This window comes from Actinomadura vinacea (genome assembly GCF_039532545.1).
In the GTDB taxonomy this organism is placed as follows: Bacteria; Actinomycetota; Actinomycetes; order Streptosporangiales; family Streptosporangiaceae; genus Spirillospora; species Spirillospora vinacea.
In genome coordinates this window covers 235160-250107 of record NZ_BAAARW010000026.1, presented here as the reverse complement: position 1 = coordinate 250107, position 14948 = coordinate 235160, and the positions used below count along the sequence as shown (strand labels likewise).

At 70.4% G+C, this 14948-nt stretch carries 15 protein-coding genes and 1 pseudogene; 11 read left to right on the top strand and 5 right to left on the bottom strand.

The window, feature by feature from the left end; all coding sequences use genetic code 11:
- Positions 1 to 117 precede the first annotated feature (117 nt).
- The 5 genes and pseudogenes from ABD340_RS34260 to ABD340_RS34240 all read left to right on the top strand — a co-directional run.
- Positions 118 to 465, top strand: a pseudogene (locus ABD340_RS34260) (YbaB/EbfC family nucleoid-associated protein); the annotation flags it as partial.
- Between the two features lie 227 nt (positions 466 to 692).
- On the top strand, positions 693 to 1292 hold the full coding sequence (gene recR / locus ABD340_RS34255; RefSeq protein WP_344594694.1) for a recombination mediator RecR: 600 nt from the start codon (positions 693 to 695) through the stop codon (positions 1290 to 1292).
- Positions 1285 to 1848: a DUF5063 domain-containing protein gene (locus tag ABD340_RS34250; RefSeq protein ID WP_344594693.1), complete on the top strand. Its 564-nt coding sequence runs from the start codon at positions 1285 to 1287 to the stop codon at positions 1846 to 1848. The genes recR and ABD340_RS34250 overlap by 8 nt, the downstream gene beginning before the upstream one ends.
- Before the next feature lie 95 nt (positions 1849 to 1943).
- Positions 1944 to 3227, top strand: a complete 1284-nt coding sequence (locus ABD340_RS34245; protein WP_344594691.1) for an aspartate kinase — start codon at positions 1944 to 1946, stop codon at positions 3225 to 3227.
- Between the two features lie 163 nt (positions 3228 to 3390).
- A complete protein-coding gene (locus tag ABD340_RS34240) occupies positions 3391 to 4050 on the top strand; it encodes a TetR/AcrR family transcriptional regulator (protein WP_344594893.1) in 660 nt (219 codons plus the stop codon).
- 239 nt (positions 4051 to 4289) lie between these two features.
- On the opposite strand, the gene ABD340_RS34235 is transcribed toward ABD340_RS34240, so the two are convergent.
- Together ABD340_RS34235 and ABD340_RS34225 are read right to left on the bottom strand one after the other, a co-directional pair.
- Positions 4290 to 6083 carry a S9 family peptidase gene (locus ABD340_RS34235; RefSeq protein WP_344594690.1) on the bottom strand — a complete coding sequence of 598 codons (1794 nt, stop codon included), beginning with the start codon at positions 6081 to 6083 and terminating at the stop codon, positions 4290 to 4292.
- 168 nt (positions 6084 to 6251) lie between these two features.
- Positions 6252 to 7073: a MerR family transcriptional regulator gene (locus ABD340_RS34225; RefSeq protein ID WP_344594688.1), complete on the bottom strand. Its 822-nt coding sequence runs from the start codon at positions 7071 to 7073 to the stop codon at positions 6252 to 6254.
- A 217-nt stretch (positions 7074 to 7290) separates the two neighbouring features.
- Here ABD340_RS34225 and ABD340_RS34220 point away from each other — a divergent pair, with 217 nt between their 5' ends.
- Entirely contained in the window at positions 7291 to 7509 is a 219-nt protein-coding gene (locus tag ABD340_RS34220; RefSeq protein WP_344594686.1) for a hypothetical protein, read from the top strand.
- Positions 7510 to 7514: 5 nt separating this feature from the next.
- On the opposite strand, the gene ABD340_RS34215 is transcribed toward ABD340_RS34220, so the two are convergent.
- The 3 genes from ABD340_RS34215 to ABD340_RS34205 form a co-directional block, all read right to left on the bottom strand.
- Entirely contained in the window at positions 7515 to 7670 is a 156-nt protein-coding gene (locus tag ABD340_RS34215) for a hypothetical protein (RefSeq protein ID WP_344594684.1), read from the bottom strand.
- A gap of 53 nt (positions 7671 to 7723) precedes the next feature.
- Complete coding sequence (locus ABD340_RS34210; protein WP_344594683.1) at positions 7724 to 7996, bottom strand: hypothetical protein; 273 nt, start codon at positions 7994 to 7996, stop codon at positions 7724 to 7726.
- Positions 7997 to 8318: 322 nt separating this feature from the next.
- The gene (locus ABD340_RS34205) at positions 8319 to 9077 is read right to left on the bottom strand and encodes a DUF4097 family beta strand repeat-containing protein (RefSeq protein ID WP_344594681.1); all 759 of its coding nucleotides are present in this window, start codon (positions 9075 to 9077) and stop codon (positions 8319 to 8321) included.
- A gap of 82 nt (positions 9078 to 9159) precedes the next feature.
- Between ABD340_RS34205 and ABD340_RS34200 the strand changes: the two genes are divergently transcribed.
- From ABD340_RS34200 to ABD340_RS34180, 5 genes are all read left to right on the top strand, one after another.
- A complete protein-coding gene (locus ABD340_RS34200) occupies positions 9160 to 9786 on the top strand; it encodes a TetR/AcrR family transcriptional regulator (RefSeq protein WP_344594679.1) in 627 nt (208 codons plus the stop codon).
- Positions 9787 to 9797: 11 nt separating this feature from the next.
- The gene (locus ABD340_RS34195; protein WP_344594677.1) at positions 9798 to 11975 is read left to right on the top strand and encodes an MMPL family transporter; all 2178 of its coding nucleotides are present in this window, start codon (positions 9798 to 9800) and stop codon (positions 11973 to 11975) included.
- Between the two features lie 93 nt (positions 11976 to 12068).
- A complete protein-coding gene (locus ABD340_RS34190) occupies positions 12069 to 12563 on the top strand; it encodes a GNAT family N-acetyltransferase (RefSeq protein WP_344594676.1) in 495 nt (164 codons plus the stop codon).
- Positions 12564 to 12786: 223 nt separating this feature from the next.
- Positions 12787 to 13635 carry a Scr1 family TA system antitoxin-like transcriptional regulator gene (locus tag ABD340_RS34185; protein ID WP_344594674.1) on the top strand — a complete coding sequence of 283 codons (849 nt, stop codon included), beginning with the start codon at positions 12787 to 12789 and terminating at the stop codon, positions 13633 to 13635.
- Positions 13636 to 13770: 135 nt separating this feature from the next.
- Complete coding sequence (locus ABD340_RS34180) at positions 13771 to 14826, top strand: iron-siderophore ABC transporter substrate-binding protein (RefSeq protein WP_344594672.1); 1056 nt, start codon at positions 13771 to 13773, stop codon at positions 14824 to 14826.
- Positions 14827 to 14948: the final 122 nt, after the last annotated feature.

Sequence of the window (14948 nt, the reverse complement as noted above, 5' to 3'; positions counted from 1 at the left end):
ACGCGGGCGGAAGCCGTAGTCTCGGGAAGACAGACGTCCAATGGTCGGCGGATCCGCCGAGTACGGGCCCTTCGGGGGCGAGAGGAAACGGAGCACGCCGTGGAACCCGGTGGTCAGGTGAACTTCCAGGAGCTTCTTCAGCAGGCGCAGAAGATCTTCACTGCGCAGCAAGAGCTCACGGAGGCCGAGGTGTCCGGTACCTCGGGAGGCGGGCTCGTCACCGCGACGGTCAATGGCCTGGGTGAGGTGACCGGCCTGTCCATCGACCCGGAGGCGATCGATGCCGACGATCCGGCCGAGACCGCTGAGACCCTGGCGGACCTGGTGCTCGCGGCGATCCGTGACGCGGGACGGGCCGTCCAGGAGATGCAGCAGTCGGCGATGGGGCCGCTCGCCGCGATGGGGGGCGGGCTGCCGGGCCTCGGTGGCGCCGGAGGGGGCGGCCTCCCCGGCCTGCCGGACCTGTCCGGCCTGCCGGGCATGCCCGGGTTCCCGGGGTTCCCCGGGACTCCAGGTGCCGGGGCGCCTGAGAAGGAAGAGGACGACGAGCAGGGCGGGAAGCCGGGCAGTTGATCTCCGGGCGCCGGGCGCGGGGGCGCGGGCCACGCCGGGCGAGTGCCGCACAGTGTCGTCTTCGTGCACGGAGTCGTATCGTGGTCGGTCATCGTCACTAGCGTGAAAGGAAGGGACCGTTGTACGAAGGGGTCGTCCAGAATCTCATCGACGAACTGGGCAGGCTGCCCGGCGTCGGCCCCAAGAGCGCGCAGCGGATCGCCTTCCACCTCCTCGCCGCCGATCCCGCGGACGTCGAACGGCTGGGCAAGGCCCTCAAGGAGGTCAAGGACAAGGTCCGTTTCTGCAAGACCTGCGGCAACGTCGCCGAGGAGGAGGAGTGCCGGATCTGCCGGGACGCGCGCCGCGATCCCCAGGTCATCTGCGTGGTCGAGGAGTCCAAGGACGTCGTCGCCATCGAGAAGACCCGTGAGTTCCGCGGCCGCTACCACGTGCTCGGCGGGGCGATCAGCCCCATCGAGGGCGTGGGCCCTGAGGATCTGCGCATCCGGGAGCTGATGCAGCGGCTCGCCGACGGCACCGTGAACGAGCTGATCCTCGCCACCGATCCCAATCTGGAGGGCGAGGCCACCGCGACGTACCTGGCCCGCCTCGTGAAACCCATGGGGCTGACCGTCACCCGGCTGGCCAGCGGTCTGCCGGTGGGCGGGGATCTGGAGTACGCCGACGAGGTGACGCTGGGCCGCGCATTCGAAGGACGGAGGCTGCTCGATGTCTGACTCCAACAGCCCACAGGACTGGAACGCCCTCGCCGAGCGGGTGGCCCGCCATGTGGAGAACTACCTGAACGGGCTCGAGGCCGTGGCCCGAGGCGATGGCGGTCGCCACACCGTGCCGCTGCTGCTCCTGGAGGTGTCGCAGGTCATCCTGGCCGGCGCGCAGCTGGGCGCCAGCGCCGACGTGATCCTGCCGGACAACTGGGAGCCGGAGGTCGGCGAGGACCCGGATCTGGACGAGATCCGAGTCGGGCTGTCCGAGCGGCTCATCGCGGTGGACGAGTACACCGAGGTCTTCGATCCGTATAAGGACGACGAGACGACCTCCTACCGGCTGTCGGACGACCTGGTCGACGTCGCCAGCGATCTCGTCCACGGGCTGCGCCACTACCAGCACGACCGTCCGCTGGAGGCGCTGTGGTGGTGGCAGTACTCCTACTTCAACCACTGGGGCAACCACGCCGGCGCCGCGCTGCGGGCCCTGCACGCGGTGGTCGCCGGGGCGCGGCTCGACGTCGCCGAGGATATGACGGCCGCGGAGGCCGCGCCGGTCACCTGATCGGCGGTCGGGGAGTTACCTGGTCGTAACGCATTCGAGCCGTCTCGGTAGACTCGGCCAGGTACGCCTGATCCCTATCCGAGGAGCGCCCACTCGTGGCTCTCGTGGTGCAGAAGTACGGTGGCTCCTCCGTCGCCGATGCCGAGCGCATCAAGGCGGTCGCCCAGCGCATCGTCGCGAACAAGAAGGCGGGCAACGACGTCGTCGTCGTGGTGTCCGCCATGGGTGACACGACGGACGATCTCATCGACAAGGCCAAGCAGGTCAGCCCCCTGCCTCCGGTGCGTGAGCTGGACATGCTGCTCACCGCCGGCGAGCGGATCTCGATGGCGCTGCTGGCCATGGCCATCGCCAACCTGGGCCATGAGGCCCGCTCGTTCACCGGCTCCCAGGCCGGAGTGATCACCGACGGCGCGCACGGCAAAGCCAAGATCATCGACGTGACGCCGGGACGGATCCGCACCGCGCTGGACGAGGGCTCGATCTGCATCGTGGCCGGGTTCCAGGGCGTCTCGCAGGGCACCAAGGACATCACGACCCTTGGCCGCGGCGGCTCCGACACCACCGCGGTCGCACTGGCCGCGGCGCTGGACGCCGACGTGTGCGAGATCTACACCGACGTCGACGGCGTGTTCACCGCCGATCCGCGGATCGTCCCGGCCGCGCGCCGCATCCCGCGCATCTCCTACGAGGAGATGCTGGAGATGGCCGCCAGCGGGGCCAAGATCCTGCATCTGCGCTGCGTCGAGTACGCGCGCCGCTACAATCTTCCGATCCATGTGCGGTCGTCCTTCAGTCAGAAGGAGGGCACCTGGGTCGTCGACAGCAGCGAGATCGAGGGCAAGGGGGAGCAGAACGTGGAGCAGGCGATCATCTCCGGGGTCGCGCACGACCGCAGCGAGGCCAAGATCACCGTTGTGGGCGTGCCGGACAAGGTCGGTGAGGCCGCCTCGATCTTCACGGTGCTCTCCGAGGCCGAGATCAACATCGACATGATCGTGCAGAACGTGTCGGCGGCCTCGACCGGTCGCACCGACATCTCCTTCACCCTTCCGGCCAGCGACGGGCAGGCGGCGCTGAGCGCGCTGAACAAGGTCAAGGAGCGGATCGGGTTCGAGTCGCTGCGCTACGACGACCGGGTCGGCAAGGTCTCGCTGATCGGCGCCGGGATGCGCTCGCACCCCGGCGTCACCGCGGCCTTCTTCGCCGCGATCGCCGACGCCGGCGTCAACATCGAGATGATCTCCACGTCGGAGATCCGGATCTCGGTCGTGGTGGCCCAGGACGACATCGACACCGCCGTCGCCGCCGCGCACCGCGCCTTCGACCTGGACGCCGAGCAGGTCGAGGCCGTGGTCTACGGAGGCACCGGCCGCTGATCCGCGGGCGGCCGCCTCATTCGTCAGTCCGCGTTCGTCCGGGCCCGGCCCAAAACCGGGCCGGGGCCGGACGAACGCGCGGCCCGTCCAGGGTGCGCGGGGTGTCCCCGTACGGGCAGTGGAGGGCCGCCTTCCACCCTTTAAAGTGGCGTACGTGACCGAGATGAAGGCGGTGAAGTCGGAGCAGACGCGTGCACTGATCGTCCAGACGGCGCTGCGGCTCTTCCGCGAACGCGGGTACGAGGCGACGACGATGCGGGCGATCGCGAAGGAGGCCGGGGTCTCGGTCGGTAACGCCTACTACTACTTCGGCTCCAAGGAGGAGCTGATCCAGGCGTACTACGACGAGCTCCAGGAGGACCACCTCAAGGCCTGCCGGGCGGTGCTGGATGCGGAGAAGGACTTCGCGGCGCGGCTGCTGGGCGTGCTGAAGGCCCGGGTCGACACGATGGTGCCGTACCACGAGTTCGCCGGGAAGTTCTTCAAGTTCGCCGCCGAGCCCACCAGCCCGCTCAACCCGTTCAGCGCCGACGCGGGCCCGGCGCGGGACGCGGCGGTCGCCATCTACCGCCAGGTCGTGGACGGCTCCACCCTGAAGATCGACGAGGAGTTCCGCAAGGAGCTGCCCGAGCTGCTGTGGCTCTACTCGATGGGCATCGTCCTGTACTGGGTGCACGACAGCTCGCCCGGTTGCCGCAAGACCTACCTCCTGGTCGATCGGACGGTGCCGCTGGTCAACCGCATGGTCGCGATGTCCCGGCTGCCCGGGTTCAAGTCGGTCACGCGCGAGCTGGTCGGCATCATCCGCGACGTCCGCGCCTGAGGAGACCGGCGGCACCGACCGGGCGAAGGCCCGTGCCGAGCCGGCTCAAGCCCAGCCCGGGCCCGGGGCCTCGAAGTGGCCTCAGGTACCGCGCGAGCGCGCTACCTGGCCGGGGAGGCGATGCCGGAGGCGGGCCTCACCGGCCAGATCGCGAAGCGATGTCGCGCTCGCCCAAGCACGGTCAGGGATGCGAGCCGCCAGGCGAGTATCCCTGGGCCGGGATTGAAATAAACACAGCGTCAGGTCAGGCCCAGGTGCTTGCGGGCGAAGGTGATCTCCGCCTGCTTCTGCTTGATGCGCTCCTCGACGACCAGCGAGCCGTGCCCGGCGTCGTACCGGTAGACCTCGTGCGGCCGGTCCAGCTCCGCCAGCCGGTTCAGGTAGTTGTCGATCTGCCGGATGGGGCAGCGCGGGTCGTTCTCCCCCGCGAGGATCAGGACGGGCGCCTTCACGTTCTCGATGTAGGTGAGCGGGGACGACTCCCGGTAGCGGTCGGGGACCTCAGCGGGCGAGCCGCCGAACAGGGAGCGGTCGAAGGCCTGGAGCCCTTCCATCTCGTCCTCGTAGGCGGCGAAGTAGTCCGCGACCGGGACGGCGGCGATCGCGACCGTCCAGTCGCCGGGCTGGGTGCCGATGCCCAGCAGGGTGAGGAACCCGCCCCACGATCCGCCGGTCAGCACCAGCTTGCCGGGGTCGGCGAGGCCGGTGGAGACCACCAGGTCGCGCACCGCCTTGATGTCCTCCAGCTCGGTCAGCCCGACCCGGCCCTCGATGGCGTCCCGCCACCGCGAGCCGTAGCCGGTCGAGCCGCGGTAGTTGACCCGGACGACCGCGAAGCCGTGGTCGATCCAGGCCGCGGCGTCCGGGACGAAGGAGTCCTCGTCCTGGGCGGTGGGCCCGCCGTGCACGTCGAACACGGTCGGGAACGGCCCGCCGCCCTCGATCGGCCTGCTGATCAGGGCGTGCACCTTGCCGCCGGGGCCGTCCACCCAGACGTCCTCGACCGGGACCGACGGCGGCGCGGCCGGGCCGGGCGGGGTGAGCACCACGGCGCCGGACGTGGACCGCACCACGGGCGGTTCGGCGGACGACGACCAGTAGAACTCGACGGTCCCGTCCGGCCTGGCGGTGGCGCCGCCGATGACTCCGCGCGGCGTGTCGATGCGGGTCAGCGCGCCGGCGCCGGTCAGGTCGTAGCGGTAGAGCTCGTCGCGGGCCTCGTGCGAGTGGCGGATCAGCAGCGCGGAACCGTCGGGGTACCAGTCGGCGCCGATCTCGCCCGGCAGGTCCAGGACGATCTCGTGCTCGGTGCCCGCGACCGGGTCCCAGATCAGCATCTCGTCGCGGCCGCGCCGTTCGTGGTTGACCAGCAGCCGCGGGTCGCCGGCGACGGGCGCGAACCCGGCGCCGTACACGCCCTTGCCGGGGCCGTCCCACAGGTCGGCGACCGTGGTTCCGTCGGGGCGCACGACGCGCAGCGCCATGTGCCTGCTGTCGCCGTGCTCGCTGTGGCCGATGGCGATCAGGGATTCGTCCCGGGAGAGGGCGGCGACGTGGGCGTCTTCCGCGTGCTCGTACAGCACCTCGGGTTCGGCGCCCGGACGGCACAGGTGGACGCTGTTGCCGCCCTCGGTCGTCCGGCCGACGAGCGCGAGCCCGCTGGATCCCAGCGCCAGACCGGACGGGTAGGACGGCTCCAGGCCGGGCACGGCGGGCACGCTGCCCTCCCCGGGGGCCGTCGCGTCGCCGGTGCCGTCGAACGGGGTCCGCCGCCAGATGCCGAACTCGTCGCCGTCGGTGTCGGCGAACCACCAGATCCACTCGCCGGCCCGGTCGAGGCGGCCCATCCAGGTGCCGTTGGGACGGTCGGTGATCTGCCGCCGCGCGCCGGTCGTCCGGTCCCAGGCGTAGATCTCCCAGGTGCCGGTGACGTTCGACCGGTAGGTGGAGCGGTGCGGGGCGTCGAGGGCCCAGCCGGGCAGGCTCACACGGGCGGCTCGGAACCGGGCCTTCCAGCGCTCTTCATCGACCATGCCGTCAAGTATGCCGCCGCGCCCGGCACCCTCGCGCCGAAGCGGCGACGTGCGACGGACCGCGGGCCCGCCGTGGTCTGGAAGCGCGCGGCGGCGTGCCGAAGCGGCCGGCCGTCCTCGACCAGGCATCGGGCCAGGCGGAGCCGCCCGGCCGGGGTGAGCGGAACGTTACGGTGAGACGCGGTCGTCGGACGGGCCGGCGAGGCGGCCGAGCAGCTGGTCGATCTCCGCCCGCACCCGCCGGTCCATGGCCCGCGCGAAGCCGGCCTCCACCGCGACCTGGGCGCCGGGGCGCAGTTCGGCCAGGACGCCGGTGAGGCCGGCGAGGTCCTGGCCGGCCATCGGGCCGACCACATGCGTGCTGATCAAGCCGATGAAGACGGCGGCGACCTCGTCCATGCGGCGCTGCAGTTCCTGGCTCGCCGACAGGACCTCCGCCAGCGGCACGCCCGCCCGGACGAGCGTGATCGTGGCGTCCAGCTGGCGCCGGCTCCAGTGCGTGACGCGGTCGCCGTCGATCTCGAGGTGGCCCAGCCGCACGGCCCGTTCGATCGACGGCGGGTCGACCTGGCCGGGGAACAGCTCGGCGAGCTGGTCCAGCGTCATGGTGACCGGGGTCTCGTTCGACCAGGGCGTGGTGACGGCCTTCTCGACGCCCAGCACGGTCTCGATGTCGTGTCCCTGCTCCCAGGCCGACAGCAGCTCGCGGATGCCTTCGAGGGTGTGGCCGCGTTCCAGCAGGTTGGCGATCATGCGGAGGCGGGCGAGGTGGTCCTCGGAGTACAGGCCGATGCGGCCCTCGCGGCGGGGCGGGGGGAGCAGCTTGCGCTCCTGGTAGTAACGGAGCGTCCGGACGGGCACGCCGGCGGCCTGGGCGAGCTCGGCGATCCGGTACTCCCGCGCGGGCCGCGGTGGAGACAGGTCGGTGCTGGTGATCGGTTCGCCTGTCGGGGGACGGCCCCCGTTTCCCTCCGCCGGCTTGTCGCTCACGGCGCAAGCATAGTTCGGCAGGGTCCCCGCACACTGCGTAATCGGCATGGAAGCGGGACCGGTCAGGGCGTGGGTCCGATGTCCGGGGGTGTCCTGAAGGCTCGTTCATCGTCCCGGTACCGGTCGTTCCTCGGGGGCGACGTCAGGGAGCGACCTCCGGTGGGCTAATGTCGGCCGGTCTCAATCGGTGATTTTGGCCCCGGAAGGGTGATCGTTCATGCCCAGGAAGTCGTCCGCGGTGCTCGCGGCGGTCGTGCTGGTATCGGGACTCGGAGTGGTCTCCTGCTCCTCGAAGCGCTGGTGCGAGCAGGACGCGACCGACACCGTGGTCAGCGACAGCTACTGCGAGAAGAACACGCCGGGCTACGAGTGGGAGTCCGGCAGCAAGAAGAAGATGAAGCACAAGAAGCAGAAGAGCAAGCGGAAGTCCAAGTGACCCGGCTATGCGCTTTTGCGCAGGGCCTGGGTCTTGCGCGGTCTGCGGCGGCGCGCGTTTTCCTTGGGACGGGTTGACCGCTGGGCGTCCTCGCTCATGAGCAGCTGTTTGAGCGAACGCGGCACGATCTGTTCAGGCTGGTCGGCGAATCGGGAGCGCATCTGATGCCTCCTCTGCGCTCGGTTCCTGTGGTCCTGGACGTTCTGGAGCGGGGTCAGGCGGCGGTGGCGTAGGTGGGGAAGACGTGGTTGACGGTGCGGAGGGCCCAGCGCATCCGGGTGGCGTAGCACTCGGGGTGGTCGCCCGCCTCCTGCGCGACGTAGGCGGCGCACGCGGCGTGGTCGCCGGCGCAGGCGCACAGCTCTTCGTCGATCGCGGTCCGGATCTGCTCGGCGGTGGGGTCGTCGGACGCCTGGAGCGGCGAGGCGAACAGGATCCGGGCCAGGTCGGAAGCGTTCAGCGAGGTGAGGCTCAACGTGTTCGGCATCGTGTGCCTTCTTCCGTCGGAGGGGCCTCCTAGCCCCTACTGCTAGTTAAGACTTTGACGGTTCGGCCAACTTATCGCCATCGGGGAAAACCCCCATCTGTCCTGGGGCTCCCCCCAGTGGCGTTAGTGGTCCCAACACGACTCCGGGGTCGGATGCTTCCAGTTGACCAAGGTCTGGCGGATTTTTTACCTGGTTGCCCTTGTGTCGGGGAATGCCCTGACGCGGATGTGACCATGAAGGACGTGGCGGCCGCCCGAGCCACAGGGCTCCGCGGCCGGGTGGTCGGGCGGAGGGCACACGCGGCGACGATGCCCGGCGGTTTCAGCGCCTGGTGTTCAGGGTGATCGACCCGTTCTCGGTCCGGGCGGTGATCGTGCGCGGGCTGGCGGGGTCCGCGGGCACGCCGGCGCGGACTTCGCCGCTGTCGGTGGTGGTCGTGACCTTGTAGGTGGCGCGGGGCACCTCCACCGTCACCTCGCCGTTCTCGGTCGTCGTCAGCACCTGCTGCGGGACGGCGTCGAACGAAAGCGTCACCTTGCCGCTCTGCGACGTGGCGGAGACGCGCGCCGACCTGGTCGCGGTGGCGCGCAGTTCCCCGTTCTCGCTGCCCAGGTCGAGCGGGCCGGTGCTGCCGTTGACGGTGATCGCGCCGTTGTCGCCGCGGATCCGCAGCGCGGTGCCGAACCCGGTGGCCGAGATCTTTCCGTTCTCCCCCTCGATGCTCAGTGCCGCCTTCCTGGGCACCAGCACCCGGTAGCGCACCTCGCAGCCGCCGATCAGACCGCCGCAGTCGGTGGCCAGGGTGAGCCGGTCGCCGTTGATCGTCCACTTCGCCGCCGGCTTCGTCCCGACCACCGACCAGCGGGTGAACCGGCGCGTCACCCGCACCCTGTCGACGTCGGCGGGACGTACGTCCAGGTCGCCGTTGTCCATGACGATCGTGAGCCGGTCGCCGACCGGGCCGAAGTCGCGCTGCTCGGGGGCGGCGTCGTCGGCGGAGGCGCCGCATGCGGTGAGCGATGCGAGCGCGAGCAGCGCGCCGGCGGTACGGACCAGGGGCCGGCGGTACGAGGTGATCAACGGTGTCCTCCAGATGCGGGATGCGAAGACCAGCTACGATACTCAAAGTATTCAGTACTTTGGGTATGCTACGCTCCGCCGCATGACCGAGAATCCAGGACCCGCCCGGCGGGTCCCACGCGAGGAGGTGCGGCGCCGGCTGCTGGCCGAGGCCGTACGGACGTTCACCGAACGCGGCTACGCCGACGCGCGGCTGGAGGACATCGCGCACGCGGCCGGCTTCACAAAGGGCGCCGTCTACTCCAACTTCGGCGGCAAGCAGGAACTCTTCGGGGCCGTCCTCGGCGGCGGCGCCGAGGACGAGCTCGCCACCGTGACCGCCGAACTGGAGGACGCCGGCGACGCCGCCACGATGATCGACCGGGTCGCCCGCACGATCACCGCCCGGATCGTCGCGGACACCGGGCACGGCCAGCTCGGCCTGGAATTCGCCGCCCGCGCCGCCCGGGACGAGCGGACCCGGGCCGTCCTCACCCCGATGCGCCGCGCCCAGCGGGACGCCGCGGCCCGCTCGGTCACCGAGGCCGCCGAACGCACCGGCACCCGCCCGGCGATCCCTCCCGAACTGGCCGGCCTGATCGTGCACTGCCTCACCAACGGTCTGGTCAACGAGCACCTGGCCGACCCCGAAGCGATCACGTCCGACGTGATCGAGGAGGCGTTCCGAGCCGTCCTGAAAGCCCTGCTGCCTCCGTCCGAGAACCTCTGAGGGGACCCCTGTTGGCAACCCTGCTCCACCGGCTCGGCCGGACCGCCTTCCGCCGCCGATTCCGCTTCCTGGCCGGATGGCTCCTGGTGCTCTTCCTGGTCGGGGGCGGATTCGCGGCCTTCGGCTCGCACCTCGACAGCGAGGCCACCATTCCCGGCTCGCAGTCACAGGAGGGCATCAACGTCCTGGAACGTTCCCTGCCCGCGGCGACCGGGGTCACGGCGCAACTCGTCCTCGTCGCCCCGCCCGGCTCGACCGTCGACGCCCCGGCACACCGGTCCGCCATCCAGAAGGCGGTGCGGGCGGCCTCCTCGGCGCCGCAGGTCGCCGAGGCGACCGACCCCTTCGAGACCGGGAACATCTCCGCCGACCGCCGCACGGCGCTCGCCCAGGTGCTCTACCCGATCAAGCGAGACGTGCTGCGCGACGGCAGCGTCACCGCGCTGGAGGGCGTCGCCGCCGCGGCCCGCACGAACGGCCTGCGCGCCGAGGTCGGCGGGACGATCTACAGCACCGACGGGGTGCCCGTCGGCACCGGGGAGGCGATCGGCGTCGCCGTCGCCGTGATCGTCCTGGTGCTCACCTTCGGCTCCATGCTCGCCGCCGGACTGACGCTCCTGACCGCCCTGGCCGGGCTGGTCATCGGGCTGCTCGGCCTGATGCTGGTGTCGAACGTGGCCACCGTCTCCTCCACCGCGCCGAGCCTGGCCCTGATGGTCGGCCTGGCCGTGGGCATCGACTACGCCCTGTTCATCCTGTCCCGGCACCGCTCCCAACTGGCCGCCGGGATGGACGCCGAGGAGTCGGCGGCCCGCGCCACCGCGACCGCCGGCGGCGCGGTGGTCTTCGCCGGGGTGACCGTGATCATCGCGCTGGCCGGGCTGACCGTCGTCGGCATCCCGTTCCTCAGCGTCATGGGACTGGCCGCCGCGCTGACCGTCCTGATGGCGGTGGCCGCGGCGATCAGCCTGCTGCCCGCCCTGCTCGGCCTCGCCGGGGAACGCCTGCGGCCCGGACCGGGCTCGCGCGCCGCCCGTCCCGAACGGGCCGGGGCCGCCGGACTGCGCTGGGCCCGCCTGGTCACCAGGCGTCCCCTCATCACCCTGCCGGTGGTCCTGCTCGCCCTGGCCGCGATGGCCGTCCCGGCGCTCCAGCTGAACCTGGCGATGCCCGACAACGGAACCGCCGCGCCCGAATCGACCCAGCGCAAGGCGTACGACCTGATCTCCGACGCCTTCGGGCCCGGTAACAACGGACGGCTGCTCGTCCTCGTCCAGACCCGCGGCGGCGACCCGGTGGCGGCCGCGGCCAAGATCGCGACCGGGCTGGACCTGCCCGGCGTGGTGTCCGTCAGCGAGCCGGAACCGGGCGAGGACGGCCGCACGGCCGTGCTCAACCTCGTCCCGAAGGAGGGCCCGCGGGCCAAGGCGACCGAGCGGCTCGTCCTCGACATCCGCGCCCGCACGCCCGCCCTCGGCGCCGCCGCGAACGCCAAGGTCCTGGTCACCGGCTCCACGCCCGCCGCGATCGACGTCTCCGACCGGCTCAAGGCCTCGCTGCCGCCTTTCACCGCGGTCGTGGTCGGGCTCTCGCTGCTGCTCCTGCTGCTGGTCTTCCGCTCGCTCGTCGTACCGGTCAAGGCCGCGGCCGGCTTCCTGCTCTCGGCCGGCGCGGCGTTCGGCGCGGTCGTGGCCGTCTTCCAGTGGGGATGGTTCGCCGGCCTGTTCGGCGTCGCCACCACCGGACCGGTGTTCAGCTTCATGCCGATCGTCGTCATCGCGGTGCTGTTCGGGCTCGCGATGGACTACCAGGTCTTCCTGGTGTCGCGGATCCGCGAGGAGTACGTGCGCACCGGCCGGGCGCGCGAGGCCGTCCGCACCGGCGCCCGGTACGGCACCAGGGTCATCACGGCCGCCGCACTGATCATGTTCGCGGTCTTCGTCGGCTTCGTGACCACCGAGGACCTCACCCTCAAGCCCATCGCGCTCGGCCTGGCCGTGGGCGTCCTCGCCGACGCCTTCCTGGTACGGATGACCCTGGTCCCCGCGGTGCTCGCGCTGGTCGGCAGGGGCGCCTGGTGGCTGCCGCGCCCGCTGGACCGCGTCCTTCCCGACCTCGACATCGAGGGGGCGGAGCTCGACCGTCCGCGATCGACGCGGGACGTGGTCCCGGTGGCGACCTCCCTATGACCCCGAGAGCCCCAAAACGGGCTAAAGCACCCATTCCACAACGCCTTTCGCGCAGGGATCATGAGATCAACAGCGTGAGAGGCGGCCCCCTGAATGCCCGACCTGATCCAGCTCACCGACCGTTCGGACGTCACCCCGGCCCTGCGCCGAGGCCTCATCGACTGTTGGACCGAGGTGACCGGCGGCGGGACCGGCCTCGCCCCGGTCCTGGACGCGATCATCACCCGCCTGCACCCCGACCGCGAACGACTCCTCCTCGCCCTCTCCGGTGCGGCCCTCACCGGATGGGTCACGCTCACCCGCGACCCCAACCCCCTGATCACGCACTGGGGCAGCGTGAACCACCTCCAGACCCGTCCATCCCACCGCAAACGCGGCGTCGGAACGGCGCTCATGACCCGCCTGCACCGCATCGCCCGGGAAGAAATGCACCTCGACCAACTCCACCTCGCGGCCCGCGGCGGACTGGGATTGGAGCATTTCTGTTCGCGCCTGGGCTGGCGCGAGGCCGGCCGCTGGCCCAAGGCCCTCCACCTCGGCCCGAACGAGAGGCAGGACGAAGTCCTGATGGTCCTGTCCCCCCTCTAAAGGAACAAATTAGATGAACCCCGACAGGTAGGGTCTGGCCTGACAGAACGCCCGATATGCCCGCGCGCCGGCACTGCGTCGCGACGAGTCCCGGCCCCTAGAAATAGAAGTAATTCCATTAGCCATACATAACAAGATATTCCGCCCAAAATCCAACGGATCTTTTCGAGAAAAGGACCCGCCTCCCGGTCTCGTAACGCAAGATGTACGGCGGGAGGTACGGATGTCTGGCGATTATCGGGGGCCGAACATCAACGCTCGGCGCCTTGGGCTGTACCTGCAGCACACCCGGGAGGTCCTGGGCCTGTCGTACGAGGAGGCGGCGGTCCAGGGCGGGTGCGAGTCGGAGTGGCTGGTCCGCGTGGAGACCGGCTTCGAGACGCCCGCGCCCGTCCAGGTGGAGCGGCTGCTCGAGCGCTACCAGGTCCGCGAGGCCAAGGTGGCCGAGCTGATGATCGACCTTGCGCACCGTCCGCACGGCCCCGCCTGGCTGGCCGGACTCGACCTGAAGGCCGAGGCCCGCGACGCCCTGATCTCCGAGTCGGAGGCGTCGGTCATCCGCACCTATGCCGTCCAGAAGGTGCCGGAACTGGCGCAGGCGGAGCCGTATGCCCGCTTCCTCGCCTCCGTGCAGATCATGGAATGCGACGTGGAGGCCGAGTGGAAGCTCCTGGACGACCGCCAGCGCTTCCGCCCCGGCGGCCGCCGCCGCTTCCTCGACGTGATCGTCGACGAACTCGCGGTGACCCTGCCCATCCAGGACCCGCACGTGATGGCCGCCCAGCTCCGCCACCTGCTGGCCCTGGGCGACCACCCGGACTCGCGGGTACGGATCGTCCCCCGCGCCGCCGCCTTCTACGAGGCGCGCGCCTACCCGTTCGACGTCCTGGAGTTCCCGGGGATCAGCGACCGCATCTGCCTGGTCCACACCGCCCTGGGCATAGGAATCTCCCACTGCGACCTCAGCGACGCGTGGACCACCATAGAGACCAAGTCGGCCCTCTCCCCAGAAGAGTCCCGAACCCTCCTCCAGGACCTCCTGACCAGACAGACCACCAAAACCCTGGAGTAATCGTCCCGGACGACGAGGGGACGCCCGGCGCTGACGTGCCGGCGGAATGGCGCGAGGCCCCCGACGGCCACTGTTGTCATAGATCAACTTAAGATAGGCTCACCTAAATTAGGCAAGCCTAACTTTAGAGGGATCATGCCCACAGCCAGCAGGGCCGCGCGTCTGATCGCGGCGTTCGCCTCGCTTCTCCTCGCCACCGTTCCGGTCGCCGCGTGCGGATCCGACGAGACCGACGCGCCGGCCGCGGCGGGCCCCGCGGGCGGCGCGTTCCCCGTGACCATCGCGCACAAGTACGGTGCGACGACCGTCAAGGCCGAGCCGAAGCGGATCGTGACGGTCGGGCTCACCGACCAGGACGCCGTGCTGGCGCTGGGCAAGGTGCCGGTGGCGACCACCGACTGGTTCGGCGGGTATGCCGGGGCGATCGGCCCCTGGGCCACCGACAGGCTCAAGGGCGCGCCCGTTCCGACCGTGCTCAAGGACACCGGGACCGGCCCGCAGGTGGAGAAGATCGCGGCCCTCAAGCCCGACCTGATTGTGGCGCTGTACGCGGGATTGACCGACAAGCAGTACCGGACGCTCTCAAAGTTCGCGCCGGTCGTGGCCCAGCCGAAGCAGTACGCCGACTACGGCATCCCGTGGCAGGAGCAGACGAAGACCATCGGCAAGGCGCTGGGGAAGGAAACGGAGGCGGACAAGCTCGTGACCGGCCTCGAGCAGCGGTTCGCCAAGGCCAAGAAGGACAACCCGGAGTTCGCCGGCAAGACCGCGGTCACGGCCACGCCCTACGAGGGCTACTTCGTCTACGGCACCCAGGACCTGAGGTCGCGGACACTCGCCTCGCTCGGCTTCACCCTGCCCGCGGACCTGGACAGGGTGGTCGGCAAGGACAAGTTCGGCGTCAGCATCAGCAAGGAGCGGACGGACCTGCTCGACCAGAACGTCATCGTCTGGACCGTGGCGGACGTGGCCAAGGAGATGCCCAAGCTGCACGCGGACAAGCTCTACACCGGGCTGAACGTCGTCGAGCAAGGCAGGGAGGTGTTCGTCGGCGAGAACACCCCCTATGGGGTGGCGTACTCGTTCCAGACCGTGCTCAGCGTGCCGTTCCTCCTCGACCGGTTGGTCCCCCAGCTCAAGGCGGCCATTGACGGGGACACCGGCACCAAGGTCGCGCAGCCGGCGAGCTGACACCAATGCCTTCGGTGACCGGGGGCCGTCTGCGCCCGGTCCTGCTGCTGGTGGGACTGACCGGGGGCCTGGCCCTGCTCTGCCCGCTGTCGCTTTCGCTCGGCGCGCTCAGCGTGCCGCTG

What these genes read in the sequence shown, in the direction of transcription:
- ABD340_RS34190 (WP_344594676.1), top strand. Translation starts at nt 12,069, where the DNA reads ATGCCCGACCTGATCCAGCTCACCGACCGTTCGGACGTCACCCCGGCC.
- ABD340_RS34180 (WP_344594672.1), top strand. Translation starts at nt 13,771, where the DNA reads ATGCCCACAGCCAGCAGGGCCGCGCGTCTGATCGCGGCGTTCGCCTCG.
- ABD340_RS34240 (WP_344594893.1), top strand. Translation starts at nt 3,391, where the DNA reads ATGAAGGCGGTGAAGTCGGAGCAGACGCGTGCACTGATCGTCCAGACG.
- ABD340_RS34250 (WP_344594693.1), top strand. Translation starts at nt 1,285, where the DNA reads ATGTCTGACTCCAACAGCCCACAGGACTGGAACGCCCTCGCCGAGCGG.
- ABD340_RS34200 (WP_344594679.1), top strand. Translation starts at nt 9,160, where the DNA reads ATGACCGAGAATCCAGGACCCGCCCGGCGGGTCCCACGCGAGGAGGTG.
- ABD340_RS34235 (WP_344594690.1), bottom strand. Translation starts at nt 6,083, where the DNA reads ATGGTCGATGAAGAGCGCTGGAAGGCCCGGTTCCGAGCCGCCCGTGTG.
- ABD340_RS34220 (WP_344594686.1), top strand. Translation starts at nt 7,291, where the DNA reads ATGCCCAGGAAGTCGTCCGCGGTGCTCGCGGCGGTCGTGCTGGTATCG.
- ABD340_RS34185 (WP_344594674.1), top strand. Translation starts at nt 12,787, where the DNA reads ATGTCTGGCGATTATCGGGGGCCGAACATCAACGCTCGGCGCCTTGGG.
- ABD340_RS34215 (WP_344594684.1), bottom strand. Translation starts at nt 7,670, where the DNA reads ATGCGCTCCCGATTCGCCGACCAGCCTGAACAGATCGTGCCGCGTTCG.
- ABD340_RS34210 (WP_344594683.1), bottom strand. Translation starts at nt 7,996, where the DNA reads ATGCCGAACACGTTGAGCCTCACCTCGCTGAACGCTTCCGACCTGGCC.